This window comes from Streptomyces afghaniensis (assembly GCF_044327915.1).
Lineage (GTDB): Bacteria > Actinomycetota > Actinomycetes > Streptomycetales > Streptomycetaceae > Streptomyces > Streptomyces afghaniensis.
The window spans coordinates 392,649-405,634 of the sequence record NZ_JBIRGJ010000010.1 but is presented as its reverse complement, the minus strand read 5'-3'; the positions used below and the strand labels follow the sequence as shown (position 1 = coordinate 405,634).

Below are 12,986 nucleotides of genomic sequence, written 5' to 3'. Positions count from 1 at the left end.
CTAGGGGTGCGGTCAGGGTCGTTCTCCACCCACAGGCCCTGTTCGCAGCGCCCGGCCTGCGGCTACCTTCGCGTACGTGGCGATGTTCCGACTTCAGAGCAGCAAGGTGCTCGCCGTCGACATGACCGGAGACGCCGTGAAGGCGAAGAACGGCTCGATGGTCGCGTACGACGGCGAGATGGCCTTCAAGAAGCTCAGCGGCGGCGGCGAGGGCATCCGGGGCATGGTGACCCGGCGGCTGACCGGCGAGCAGATGACCTTGATGGAGGTGAAGGGGCGGGGGACCTGCTGGTTCGCCGACCGCGCCTCCGAGATCAACCTGGTCGGCCTCCAGGGCGACAAGCTCTACGTGGAGTCGAGCAACCTGCTCGCGACCGACGGCGGGCTGCGCACGGGGACGGAGTTCACCGGCCTGCGTGGCGCCTCGCAGGGCAACGGGCTGTTCACGACGACCGTCGAGGGCCACGGCCAGGCGGCGATCATGTCGGACGGCCCGGCGGTGGTACTGCGGGTGAGTCCGCAGTATCCGCTGACCGTCGACCCGGGGGCGTATGTGGCGCACCAGGGGAATCTGCGGCAGTCCTTCCAGTCCGGTGTGACGTTCCGCACGCTGCTCGGGGAGGGCGGCGGCGAGGCCTTCCAGATGCGGTTCGAGGGGGACGGGCTGGTGTACGTGCAGCCGAGCGAGCGGAACACGATCGCGGGAGACGTGTGACATGGCCTTCCGGGAGATCAACGCGAAGATGGTCGAGGCCACGGTGACGCCCGGTCAGCGGCTGTTCAGCCAGCGCGGTGCGATGCTCGCCTACCGGGGCGAGGTGTCCTTCACGCCCAACACGGCCGGCGGCCAGGGCGGGATCATGTCGATGATCGGCCGCCGGGTCGCCGACGAGGACACGCCCCTGATGACCGTCGAGGGCAGCGGCACCGTCCTCTTCGGGCACGGCGGGCATCACGTCCAGGTGATCCAGCTGTCCGGCGACACGCTGTACGTCGAGGCGGACCGCCTTCTGGCCTTCGAGGGCACGCTCCAGCAGGGCACGATGTTCCTGGGCTCGCAGGGCGGCGTCATGGGCATGGTGCGCGGGCAGGTCAGCGGCCAGGGGCTGTTCACGACCACGCTCAAGGGGCACGGGGCCGTCGCGGTCATGGCCCATGGCGGCGTCATCGAGATCCCGATCAGCCCGCAGCGGCCGGTGCACGTGGACCCGCAGGCCTACGTCGCCCACCACGGCGACGTCCGCAACAAGCTGTCCACGGCCCTGGGCTGGCGGGACATGGTGGGCCGCGGCTCGGGCGAGGCGTTCCAGCTGGAGCTCAGCGGCAGCGGTGCGGTGTACGTCCAGGCGTCGGAGGAGAAGCTGTGAGCACGTACGGAACCCCGGGCGCCGGCCCCGCGGTCTTCGACCCGGCGACACTGCCGCCCGACGACAACGTCAACGCCTACACCTTCTGCGTGGAGCTCAAGGGGAGCCAGTGGTTCCTCCAGAAGGGGAAGATGATCGCCTACTACGGCTCGATCGACTTCAACGGCGTCGGGCACGGCCGGCTGGACCGTCTGGTCCGTACGTCCTTCCATTCGCCACTGCACGCGAGCGACTGGGTGGTGGCCGAGGGCTCGGGCAAGATGCTCCTCGCCGACCGGGCCTTCGACGTGAACTCGTACGACCTCGAGAATGGCAACCTGACCATTCGCTCGGGCAATCTCCTCGCTTTTCAGCCAACTCTGTCGCTGAAGCAGTCAATCGTGCCGGGTTTCCTGACCCTGATCGGAACCGGAAAGTTCGTGGCCGCGTCGAACGGCCCCGTGGTGTTCATGGAACCCCCCATCCGGGTCGACCCCCAGGCCCTGGTCGGATGGGCCGACTGCCCCTCCCCCTGCCACCACTACGACCACGGGTACATGACCGGCGTAATGGGCGGTCTACGTGCACTGACGGGCCTCGGCGGAGCCTCCGGCGAGGAGCACCAGTTCGAGTTCGTCGGCGCCGGCACGGTCCTGCTCCAGTCGTCCGAGACGCTGATGGCCGAGCAGGCCACGGGGGCTGTTCCGCACCAGGCCGGCGTCCCCGGCGGCGGGGCGCACAGCCCCGGGGCAGGGCCGTCCGGCGTACCGCGTCTTCCCGGACAGCTGGGGGACCTCCAGCGTCGCTTCGGGCTGTGAGCGGTAGTCTGCGGAGTGTGACGTCGAACGCCTGCGCACCAATGTTCGGCGGGTGCGCTCCGTCACACGAAAACCCTCACTAGTTCGCCTTTCAACATTTTAGGTAGACTTCATTCATGGAGACCGAGACGGCCACCCGCTGGCTGACCGATGCGGAGCAGTGCGCCTGGCGCACCCACCTGGAGGTCAACAGGCTGTTGACGTACCAGCTCGAAAAGGACCTGCAGCCGTTCGGCCTGACAATGAACGACTACGAGATCCTGGTGAATCTCTCCGAGTCTGAGGACCAGAGGATGCGGATGAGCGACCTCGCCTCCGCCACCCTCCAGTCCAAGAGCCGCCTCTCCCACCAGATCACGCGCATGGAGAACGCGAACCTGGTCCGGCGGGAGAACTGCGAGTCCGACCGCCGGGGGCTCTACGCGGTCCTCACCGACCACGGCATGGCGACGATGCAGAAGGTCGCGCCCCACCATGTGGCGTCCGTGCGGCGGCACTTCATCGACCTGCTGTCCCCCGAGGCCCTGACGGAACTCGACAAGGCCCTCAAGCCCATCGCGGAGCACCTGCGCGCCCAGCGCGGACGCCCGTAACCCCCGGATGGCACATCCCGGCTAGGCGAGCGGCAGGCGGAGTTCGAACAGGGCTCCGCCTGCGGGCCCCCGGCCGGCCGTGAGCGTGCCGCCGTGCCGTACGGCGACGTCCCGGGCGATGGCGAGGCCCAGCCCGGCACCGCCGTCGTCACGGCTGCGGGCGGCGTCCAGCCGTACGAACCGCTCGAAGATCCGCTCCCGGTCGGCCTCGGGCACGCCGTCCCCGTCGTCCGCCACCCCGAGCACGGCCAGGTCACCCTCCCGGCGCACGCTCACGGTGACGGCCGACCGGGCGTGCCGCTGGGCGTTGTCGAGCAGATTGGCCAGCACCCGCCCCAGCTGCCCCCGCGATCCGGCCACCTCCACCGGCTCCGCGTCCACCGTCACCCCCGTCCGTCCCTCGGCCTCCTCCCGGGCCAGCCCGGCGAGGTCGACCTTGGCGTCGTTCGGCCGCTCCCCGGCGTCCAGCCGCGCGAGCAGCAGCAGATCGGCGGCGAGCCGCTGGAGCCGCACGGTGTCCTCCACCGCACCGTCGAGATCCAGCAGTTCGGGATGCGCGGCGGCCACCTCCAACTGGGTCCGCAGCGAGGCGATCGGGCTCCGCAGCTCGTGGGAGGCGTCGGCGACGAAGCGCCGCTGCCGCTCCACGGAGGTCTCCAGGGCCGCGAGGGTCTCGTTCGTCGTCCGGGCGAGCCGGGCGACCTCGTCGTGCGTCTGCGGCTCCGGCACACGCCGTGCGAGATCCTCGGAGGCGGTGATCGCGGCCATCTCGCTGCGGATGCCCTCCACGGGCCGCAGCGCCCGCCGGGTGACCAGCCAGGTCACCCCCGCGACGACGCCGAGCAGCAGCGGGAACCCGATCAGCATCACCGTCGTCGCGCTCTGCACGGCCCCGTGCTCGGCGGCCAGCGCGGCACCGGCGTAGACCTTCAGACGCCCCCGGTCATGGGTCTCGACCTCCACGGCGGCGAACCGGTAGTCCTCCGTCTCACCGTCGATCGTCGCGGACCCGTTCCGGAAGGTGCTCTCCCCGGCGATCTCCCCGGGGTCGAGGGACTCTTCGTGGTCGTCCGAGTCGTCGTCATCGTCCCCGCGCGGCGCCACCGACGGCGCCGGCTTCACCCGGTCGGAGTCGGTACCGCTGATCTTCTCCAGATCCTCGCTGACCGCGACCACCCGCTTCTTCTCGGCGAGCACCTGGACCGGCCCGTCGTCGCCGTCCAGCCCGGACAGCTTGTCGTACGGCGTGCCGGCGGCGAGCTCGGCGGCGACCGCCCGCGCGGAACGCTCCGCCCGGGTGCCGGCCTCGCCCATCAGGTTGGACTTCAGGGACAGCAGGACGGCGGCCCCGGCGGCGACGAGCGCCACCGCGACGACGAGCGTCGCACCGAGCGTGGCCCGCGCCCGGACGGACCCGAACAGCCGCCTCACGGCGACGTCTCCAGCCGGTAACCGGCACCGCGCACGGTCCGGATCAGCCCCGCCCGCAGCTTCCGCCGCAGGGTGCTGACGTACACCTCGACGATGTTGGGGTCGCCCTCGTACGCGAAGTCCCACACGTGTTCGAGGATGTCGGACTTGGACACGACCTCCCCGGCCCGCAGCACGAGATGCTCCAGCACGGAGAACTCCTTGGCGGTCAGGGCGACCTCGTCCTCCCCCAGGAACACCCGCCGGGCAGCGGTGTCCACCTTCAGGTCCCCGTGCACATGCACGGGCGAGGCCCCGGCCCCGACCCCGCGCCGCCGCAGCAGCGCCTTGACCCGGGCGACGAGCACGACGTACGAGAAGGGCTTGGTCAGATAGTCGTCCGCACCGGTGTCGAGCCCCTCAGCCTCGTCGTACTCGCCGTCCTTGGCGGTGAGCATCAGGATCGGCACCTCGTGCCCGGCGGCGCGCAGGGCGGCGCAGACCCGGTAGCCGTTGAGGCCCGGCAGCATGATGTCGAGGATCACCAGGTCGTACGCGCCCTCCGAGGCCTGGTGCAGCCCCTCCCGTCCGTCGTGGACGACGTCCACGGCGTACCCCTCGGCCGTCAGGCCCCTGGCGAGCGACAGGGCCAGCCGCTTCTCGTCCTCCACGATCAACAGGCGCATGGGTAAAGAGTGGCAAAGCCGAGCTGAAGATCTCTTCAGGGGTCTTCAGGTTCCTCTCAGCGTCGGTCAGCCAGATTGGAACACGTCGAAAACGAAACGACTCGGGAGGAATCCGCATGAAGCGCAACATCGTGATCGCCGCTGTGACCGCTGCCGCTCTGATCGGAGGCGGTACGGCCACGGCTCTCGCGACCACGGAGGACGGGGGCCCGGCGCGGCAGGCGGCCAACACCCGGCTGTCGGACGACGACGTCCGCGACGACCAGGACGGTCCCGACGCGCAGGACGACGACGCCGCGCGGGCGGCTTCCGCCGACGTGACGGCGCCCGAGGCCATCGCGTCCGCGCTGAAGCACACCTCCGGTACGGCCGTCTCCGCCGAGCTGGACGACGAGGACGACAGCGGCAAGGTGATCTGGAAGGTCGACGTCCTCTCCGGCGACAACAGCTGGCACAGCGTGAGCGTCGACCCGTCGAACGGCAAGGTGCTCGGCTCGCACACCGACGACGAGGACGACACGGCGCAGGTGCGGGCGGCGCTGAAGGGCGCTTCCGTGACGGCCGAGGAGGCCGCGAAGGCCGCCGGCGGCAAGGGCGTGGTGACGTCCGTGGACCTGGACGAGGACGGCAAGAACAAGTCCTGGGAGGCTGAGACCCGCAAGTCCGGCGGCACCGAGCAGGACTGGAAGATCGACCTGAAGACGGGCAAGGTCACGGCGGACCGTTCGGACGCGCAGGACGACGACGCCGACGACCAGGACTGACCGCTCACCGCCAGATTTCAACCGCCCCGGCGTCGCTGCTGACGCCGGGGCGTTGCGCAGCCCGGCGGAGCGGGGTGCCGCTGCGCCCACCCGTGCCGCCCCAGCGGCACGACTGCCCGCAGCTGGGCGGACCCGCACCCGCCGACGGCGCGAAGGGGACGTGTCGGGGGGTGTCCGCCCGCAGCGGTTGGCGCGTCAACGCCAGTCAGTCGGTACGCAACCCCATCGCGCCGTTCCGAGGACGGACACCCCCCGGCGCGGCCCCGACCCACCACCCGGCGTCAGGCGCTACGCGCACCCCACCGCACCCGCACAGGCCGCCGCAGGCACTGGCACCGCCGCTCAGCCCTCCGTCAACCCCGCAACCAGCTCATCAGCCGCACGGTACGGATCCAGCTCCCCGGACACGATCCGCTCCGCGAGCGCCCCGAGGCGCCGGTCGCCGTGCAGATCCCCGATCCGCTCCCGCAGCGCCGTCACCGCGATCGTCTCGACCTCCCGCGCCGCACGGGCCGTGCGGCGCTCCGCGAGCACCCCCCGCTCCTCCATCCAGGCCCGATGCTTCTCCAAGGCCTCGACGACCTCGTCCATGCCCTCCCCGCGCGCGGCGACCGTCTTCACGATCGGCGGGCGCCAGTCCCCGGGCCCCCGGGCCTCCCCCAGCCCCAGCATGTGGTTCAGCTCGCGAGCCGTGGCATCCGCCCCGTCCCGGTCGGCCTTGTTCACGACGTACACGTCACCGATCTCCAGGATCCCGGCCTTGGCCGCCTGGATCCCGTCGCCCATCCCCGGCGCGAGCAGCACGACGGACGTGTCCGCCTGCGAGGCGATCTCCACCTCGGACTGCCCCACACCCACCGTCTCGACGAGGATCACGTCACACCCCGCCGCGTCCAGCACCCGGATGGCCTGAGGCGCGGCCCACGCGAGCCCGCCCAGGTGCCCGCGCGTCGCCATCGAGCGGATGTACACGCCCGGGTCCGACGCGTGCTCGGACATCCGCACCCGGTCCCCGAGCAGCGCACCGCCCGAGAACGGGGACGACGGGTCGACGGCGAGCACGCCGACCCGCTTGCCCTGCTTGCGGTACGCGGTCACCAGCGCCGAGGTGGACGTGGACTTGCCGACCCCCGGCGACCCGGTCAGCCCGACCACATACGCACTGCCCGCCAACGGCGCCAGCGCCGCCATGACCTCCCTGAGCTGCGGGGACGCCCCCTCCACCAGGGAGATCAGCCGGGCCACGGCCCGCGGCCGGCCCTCCCTGGCCTGGGCGACCAGCGTGGAGACGTCCTGCATCACAGCTCCGTTCAGCTACTTCGGATACTTCGGACGAGGAAGGCCCGAAAACCGGTTGCTCAGGCCTTCGGTACCCGCACGATCAGCGCGTCACCCTGGCCACCGCCACCGCACAGCGCGGCCGCGCCCACGCCGCCACCACGCCGCTTCAGTTCCAGCGCGAGGTGCAGGACGAGCCGCGCACCGGACATCCCGATCGGGTGACCCAGGGCAATGGCGCCGCCGTTGACATTCACCTTTTCGGTGGACACCCCGAGGTCCTTCATCGACTGCACGGCAACCGCCGCGAACGCCTCGTTGATCTCGATGAGGTCGAGGTCCTCGACGCCCAGCCCCTCCTTCTTCAACGCGTGCTGGATCGCGTTGGACGGCTGGGACTGGAGCGAGTTGTCCGGCCCGGCCACGTTCCCGTGCGCCCCGATCTCGGCGATCCACTCCAGGCCGAGCTCCTGCGCCTTGGCCTTGCTCATCACCACGACGGCGGCGGCACCGTCGGAGATCTGCGAGGCGGAACCGGCCGTGATCGTGCCGTCCTTGGAGAACGCCGGACGCAGCTTGCCCAGGGACTCCGCGGTCGTGTCGCCCCGGATCCCCTCGTCCTTGCTGAACAGCACCGGGTCGCCCTTGCGCTGCGGGATCTCGACGGGCGTGATCTCGGCCTCGAACAGCCCGTTCTTCTGCGCGGCGGCGGCCCGCTGGTGGGACAGCGCGGCGATCTCGTCCTGCTCGGCCCGCCCGATGCCGAGGCGCGTGTTGTGCTTCTCCGTCGACTCGCCCATGGCGACGCCGTCGAAGGAGTCGGTCAGCCCGTCGTGGGCCATGGCGTCGAGCATCTGGACGGCGCCGTACTTGAAGCCCTCGCGGGACTTCGGCAGCAGATGCGGGGCGTTGGTCATGGACTCCTGGCCACCGGCGACGATCACGTCGAACTCACCCGCACGGATCAACTGGTCGGCGAGCGCGATGGCGTCCAGACCGGACAGACACACCTTGTTGATGGTCAGCGCCGGCACGTTCATCGGGATGCCGGCCTTGACCGCGGCCTGGCGCGCCGGGATCTGCCCCGCCCCGGCCTGGAGCACCTGGCCCATGATCACGTACTGCACCTGGTCGCCGCCGATCCCCGCACGGTCGAGGGCGGCCTTGATCGCGAAGCCGCCGAGGTCGGCTCCGGAGAAGGACTTCAGCGAACCGAGCAACCGCCCCATGGGCGTACGCGCCCCCGAGACGATCACCGAGCTGGTCGTAGCAGAAGACATGAGCTGCGATCCCCTTACCGGCTGCACAGCCGAGGAGTGAACGAGGGTTTACTTCGAATGTACTGACCAGTACTCCACCGCGTCATCGGGCTGTCGGTGTGATCGCGCGCACGTTGCGTAACCACCTCCGGAGCGCTGCACTGAATCCATGCTGACGCGAATCGACCACATCGGGATCGCCTGTTTCGACCTCGACAAGACCGTCGAGTTCTACCGTGCCACCTACGGCTTCGAGGTGTTCCACTCCGAGGTCAACGAGGAGCAGGGCGTGCGCGAGGCCATGCTCAAGATCAACGATACGTCCGACGGCGGCGCCTCGTACCTGCAGCTCCTGGAGCCGACCCGCGAGGACTCCACCGTCGCGAAGTGGCTGGCGAAGAACGGGGAGGGCGTCCACCACATCGCTTTCGGTACGGCGGACGTGGACGCCGAGGCGGCCGACATCAAGGACAAGGGCGTACGCGTGCTGTACGAAGAGCCGCGACGCGGTTCCATGGGGTCACGGATCACCTTCCTGCACCCCAAGGACTGCCATGGCGTGCTGACAGAACTGGTCACTTCGGCGCCTGTTGAGTCACCTGAGCACTGATGCTCGTACATAGGGGCCGGTAGGGTTGGGGGCGGTCGCCGCTCAGTCCAGGGTGACCGCGGTCCCGCCGTGCGACGGCAGGACCACCGGGGTCCGGGTTTCGGGGGACGAGCGTCGGGGCAGCAGCCCGTGCTCCGCCGATGATCTGACACCATTCCCCGGGGGCCCCGTTCGGCGTATGGACGGAGCTCGTTTGGAGAGAGTTGCGACCAGGGGACGGATGGGACCGCGCAGTGCGGGGCTACGAGAGCCAGGAGCGAGAGCCGGCGGCTGACGTCGACCACCTCTCTCGGTTCGAAGCCGAGATGAAGCGGCTGAAGACCGAGCGGGAAAAGGCGATCCAGCACGCCGAGGACCTCGGCTACCAGGTCGAGGTGCTGCGCGCCAAGCTGCACGAGGCGCGGCGCACCATCATGTCCCGGCCCTCCTTCGAGGGGGGCGACATCGGCTGGCAGGCCGAGCAGTTGCTGCGCAACGCGCAGATGCAGGCCGACCAGATCCGGGCGGACGCCGACCGCGAGCTGAGCGAGGCCCGGGCCCAGACCCAGCGGATCCTCCAGGAGCACGCCGAGCAGGCGGCCCGGCTCCAGGCGGAGCTGCACCAGGAGGCGGTGACCCGCCGCCAGCAGCTGGACCAGGAGCTGGCCGAGCGCCGCCAGACCGTCGAGTCGCACGTCAACGAGAACGTGGCGTGGGCGGAGCAGCTGCGGGCCCGTACCGAGCAGCAGGCCCGCCGGCTGCTGGACGAGTCCCGCTCCGAGGCCGAGCAGGCCCTGGCCACCGCCCGTGCGGAGGCCGAGCGGCTGACGACCGAGGCCCGGCAGCGGCTCACCAGCGCCGCCGAGGAGGCCCGGGCCGAGGCGGAGCAGATCCTGCGGCGTGCCCGCACGGACGCCGAGCGGCTGCTCAACGCCGCCTCCACCCAGGCCCAGGAGGCCACCGACCACGCCGAGCAGCTGCGGACGTCCACCGCCACGGAGTCGGAGTCCGCGCGCCGCCAGGCCCAGGAGCTGAGCAAGGCCGCCGAGCAGCGGATGGCGGAGGCCGAGGAGGCGCTGCGCAAGGCGCAGGCCGAGTCGGAGAAGCTGGTCGCGGAGGCCAAGGAGGCCGCCGCCAAGGCCCTGGCGAGCGCGGAGTCCGCGAACGAGACGCGGACGCGCACCGCCAAGGAGCAGGTCGCCCGGTTGGTCGAGGAGGCCACCAAGGAGGCCGAGAACACCAAGTCCGAGGCCGAGCAGCTCGTCGCCGACGCCCGCGCCGAGGCGGAGAAGATCGTCGCGGAGGCCTCCGAGAAGGCCCGCACGCTCACGGCCGAGGAGACGGCGACCCAGCTGTCCAAGGCGGCCAGGACCGCCGAGGAGGTGCTCAACAAGGCGTCGGAGGACGCCAAGAAGACCACCAAGGCCGCGGCCGAGGAGGCCGAGCGGATCCGCAGGGAGGCCGAGGCCGAGGCGGACCGGCTGCGCGCCGAGGCGCATGACATCGCCGAGCAGCTCAAGGGCGCGGCGAAGGACGACACCAAGGAGTACCGCGCCAAGACGGTCGAGCTGCAGGAGGAGGCCCGCCGGCTGCGCGGCGAGGCCGAGCAGCTGCGGTCGGACGCGGTCGAAGAGGGCGAGAAGATCCGCGCCGAGGCCCGCAAGGAGGCCGTGGCGCAGATCGAGGAGGCGGCGAGGTCCGCCGAGGAGCTGCTCGCCAAGGCGAAGGCGGACGCGGACGAGCTGCGCACGACCGCCCAGACGGACAGCGAGAAGGTCCGCACCGAGGCCATCGAGCGGGCGACGACGCTGCGCCGGCAGGCCGAGGAGACCCTTCAGCGCACCCGGCAGGAGGCCGAGCGGCACCGCGAGGAGGTCGTCGAGCAGGCCGAGGCCCTCAAGGCGGACGCCGAGCGTGCCGCGCGGGAGCTGCACGAGGAGACCGAGCGGGCCATAGAGGCCCGCCGCGCGGAGGCCGCCGAGGAGCTGACGCGGCTCCAGACGGAGGCGGAGGAGCGGCTGACGGCGGCCGAGCAGGCGCTGTCCGAGGCCCGTGAGGAGGCCGCGCGGATCCGCCGCGAGGCCGCCGAGGAGAACGAGCGGCTGCGTGCCGAGGCCGCCGAGCGGATCCGTACGCTCCAGCAGCAGGCCGAGGCGGAGGCCGAACGGCTGCGCGACGAGGCCGCGTCCGACGCGTCCGCGGCGCGTGCCGAGGGCGAGGCCGTCGCCGTGCGTCTGCGGTCGGAGGCCGCGAACGAGGCCGAGCGGCTGAAGTCGGAGGCGCAGGAGAGCGCCGACCGGGTGCGCGCGGAGGCGCAGGCCGCCGCCGAGCGGCTGGCCACGGAGGCGTCCGAGACGCTGGCCGCCGCCCAGGAGGAGGCCAACCGGCGCCGCCGGGAGGCCGAGGAACTCCTCGGCAGTGCCCGGCAGGAGGCCGACCAGGAGCGCGAGCGGGCCCGCGAGCAGAGCGAGGAGCTGCTGGCCTCGGCGCGCAAGCGCGTGGAGGAGGCGCAGACCGAGGCCGTACGGCTGGTCGAGGAGGCCGACCGGCGGGCCACGGAGATGGTGTCGGCGGCCGAGCAGCACGCGCAGCAGGTCCGGGACTCCGTCGCGGGGCTGCACGAGCAGGCGCAGGAGGAGATCGCCGGGCTGCGCAGCGCCGCCGAGCACGTGGCGGACCGTACGCGGCGCGAGGCGCAGGAGGAGGCGGACCGGGTCCGCTCCGACGCCTACGCCGAGCGGGAGCGGGCGAGCGAGGACGCCGGCCGGCTGCGGCGCGAGGCGCACGAGGAGACCGAGGCCGCCAAGGCGCTCGCCGAGCGGACGATGTCCGAGGCGATCGCGGAGGCGGAGCGGATCCGCGCGGATGTCGCCGAGCACGCCCAGCGGGTGCGCACGGAGGCGTCGGACGCCATCGCGGAGGCCGAGCAGAGCGCTTCGCGCACCCGGGCGGACGCCCGCGAGGACGCCAACCGCATCCGCTCGGACGCGGCGACGCAGGCGGACACCCTCATCACCGAGGCGCGGGGCGAGGCGGAGCGGCTCACGACCGAGACGCTCCAGGAGACCGACCGGCTGCGGATGGAGACGGTCACCGAGGCCGAGCGGGTCCGTACGGAAGCCGTCTCCGAGGCGGAGCGCCTGCGTTCCGAGGCGGCCGCAGAGGCCGAGCGCGTGCGGGCCGAGTCGGTCGCGAAGGCCGACCAGCTGGTCGGGGAGGCCACGGACGAGGCGGAGCGGCTGCGGGCCGAGGCCGCCGAGACGGTCGGTTCGGCGCAGCAGCACGCCGAGCGGGTCCGCGGCGAGGCCGAGCGCGTCAGGGCCGACGCCGAGGCGGAGGCCGAACGGCTCGTCAACTCCGCGCGCGAGGAGGCCGACCGGACGCTGGACGAGGCCCGCAAGGACGCCAACAAGCGGCGCTCCGAGGCGGCCGAGCAGGTCGACAAGCTCATCACGGAGACCACGGCGGAGGCCGACAAGCTGCTCACCGAGGCGCAGCAGCAGGCGCACAAGACCACCGCGGAGGCCGAGTCGCAGGCCGACACGATGGTGGGCGCGGCCCGCAAGGAGGCCGACCGGCTCGTGTCCGAGGCGACGGTCGAGGGCAACTCGCTGGTGGAGAAGGCCCGTACGGACGCGGACGAGCTGCTGGTCGGCGCGCGCCGGGACGCCACGCAGATCCGGGAGCGTGCCGAGGAGCTGCGCGACCGCATCACGGCGGAGATCGAGGAGCTGCACGAGCGGGCCCGCCGGGAGTCGGCGGAGGCGATGAAGTCGGCGGGCGACCGCTGCGACGCGCTCGTCAAGGCCGCGGAGGAGCAGCTCGCGAAGGCGCAGGCGAAGGCCAAGGAGATCGTGTCGGAGGCCAACTCCGAGGCGGGCAAGGTCCGTATCGCCGCGGTGAAGAAGGCCGAGGGGCTGCTCAAGGAGGCCGAGCAGAAGAAGTCCACCCTGGTCCGGGAGGCCGAGGAGCTCAAGGCCGAGGCGATCCGCGAGGCCAAGCGCACGGTCGAGGAGGGCAAGCGCGAGCTGGAGGTCCTGGTCCGCCGCCGCGAGGACATCAACGCCGAGATCTCCCGTGTCCAGGACGTCCTGGAGGCGTTGGAATCCTTTGAGGCCCCGTCCCCGGCCAAGGACAACGGAGTCAAGGCAGGCGCAACAGTCGGCGCACCCCGTTCGGGTGGCAAGTCCTCGGATAGCTAGCGAACCTGGACGAAACCGGTGTGTGCTGGAGCCTTTGACCA

11 protein-coding genes are annotated in these 12,986 nt (G+C 71.6%); 7 read left to right on the top strand and 4 right to left on the bottom strand.

Going from position 1 to position 12,986, the window contains the following annotated elements:
- The first annotated feature begins 82 nt into the window (after positions 1-82).
- From ACH4G3_RS36235 to ACH4G3_RS36220, 4 genes are all read left to right on the top strand, one after another.
- The gene (locus ACH4G3_RS36235; RefSeq protein WP_010048561.1) at positions 83-715 is read left to right on the top strand and encodes an AIM24 family protein; all 633 of its coding nucleotides are present in this window, start codon (positions 83-85) and stop codon (positions 713-715) included.
- A 1-nt stretch (position 716) separates the two neighbouring features.
- The gene (locus ACH4G3_RS36230; protein ID WP_397628437.1) at positions 717-1,367 is read left to right on the top strand and encodes an AIM24 family protein; all 651 of its coding nucleotides are present in this window, start codon (positions 717-719) and stop codon (positions 1,365-1,367) included.
- A complete protein-coding gene (locus tag ACH4G3_RS36225) occupies positions 1,364-2,164 on the top strand; it encodes an AIM24 family protein (protein ID WP_397628436.1) in 801 nt (266 codons plus the stop codon). Before ACH4G3_RS36230 ends, ACH4G3_RS36225 begins: the two co-directional genes overlap by 4 nt.
- Before the next feature lie 116 nt (positions 2,165-2,280).
- Entirely contained in the window at positions 2,281-2,757 is a 477-nt protein-coding gene (locus tag ACH4G3_RS36220; protein ID WP_397621554.1) for a MarR family winged helix-turn-helix transcriptional regulator, read from the top strand.
- Between the two features lie 21 nt (positions 2,758-2,778).
- Here ACH4G3_RS36220 and ACH4G3_RS36215 read toward each other — a convergent pair whose 3' ends face one another.
- Together ACH4G3_RS36215 and ACH4G3_RS36210 are read right to left on the bottom strand one after the other, a co-directional pair.
- Positions 2,779-4,188 carry a sensor histidine kinase gene (locus ACH4G3_RS36215; RefSeq protein WP_397628435.1) on the bottom strand — a complete coding sequence of 470 codons (1,410 nt, stop codon included), beginning with the start codon at positions 4,186-4,188 and terminating at the stop codon, positions 2,779-2,781.
- Positions 4,185-4,853 carry a response regulator transcription factor gene (locus ACH4G3_RS36210; protein WP_397628434.1) on the bottom strand — a complete coding sequence of 223 codons (669 nt, stop codon included), beginning with the start codon at positions 4,851-4,853 and terminating at the stop codon, positions 4,185-4,187. Before ACH4G3_RS36210 ends, ACH4G3_RS36215 begins: the two co-directional genes overlap by 4 nt.
- A 116-nt stretch (positions 4,854-4,969) precedes the next feature.
- Here ACH4G3_RS36210 and ACH4G3_RS36205 point away from each other — a divergent pair, with 116 nt between their 5' ends.
- The gene (locus ACH4G3_RS36205; RefSeq protein ID WP_397628433.1) at positions 4,970-5,617 is read left to right on the top strand and encodes a PepSY domain-containing protein; all 648 of its coding nucleotides are present in this window, start codon (positions 4,970-4,972) and stop codon (positions 5,615-5,617) included.
- A gap of 342 nt (positions 5,618-5,959) precedes the next feature.
- On the opposite strand, the gene meaB is transcribed toward ACH4G3_RS36205, so the two are convergent.
- Together meaB and ACH4G3_RS36195 are read right to left on the bottom strand one after the other, a co-directional pair.
- Positions 5,960-6,916, bottom strand: a complete 957-nt coding sequence (gene meaB / locus ACH4G3_RS36200; RefSeq protein ID WP_397628432.1) for a methylmalonyl Co-A mutase-associated GTPase MeaB — start codon at positions 6,914-6,916, stop codon at positions 5,960-5,962.
- Positions 6,917-6,975: 59 nt separating this feature from the next.
- On the bottom strand, positions 6,976-8,175 hold the full coding sequence (locus ACH4G3_RS36195; RefSeq protein WP_354741947.1) for an acetyl-CoA C-acetyltransferase: 1,200 nt from the start codon (positions 8,173-8,175) through the stop codon (positions 6,976-6,978).
- 148 nt (positions 8,176-8,323) lie between these two features.
- Here ACH4G3_RS36195 and mce point away from each other — a divergent pair, with 148 nt between their 5' ends.
- Together mce and scy are read left to right on the top strand one after the other, a co-directional pair.
- Positions 8,324-8,764: a methylmalonyl-CoA epimerase gene (gene mce / locus ACH4G3_RS36190; RefSeq protein WP_020276113.1), complete on the top strand. Its 441-nt coding sequence runs from the start codon at positions 8,324-8,326 to the stop codon at positions 8,762-8,764.
- Positions 8,765-8,997: 233 nt separating this feature from the next.
- Positions 8,998-12,945: a polarized growth protein Scy gene (scy, locus tag ACH4G3_RS36185; protein ID WP_397628431.1), complete on the top strand. Its 3,948-nt coding sequence runs from the start codon at positions 8,998-9,000 to the stop codon at positions 12,943-12,945.
- The last annotated feature ends 41 nt before the right edge of the window (positions 12,946-12,986 follow it).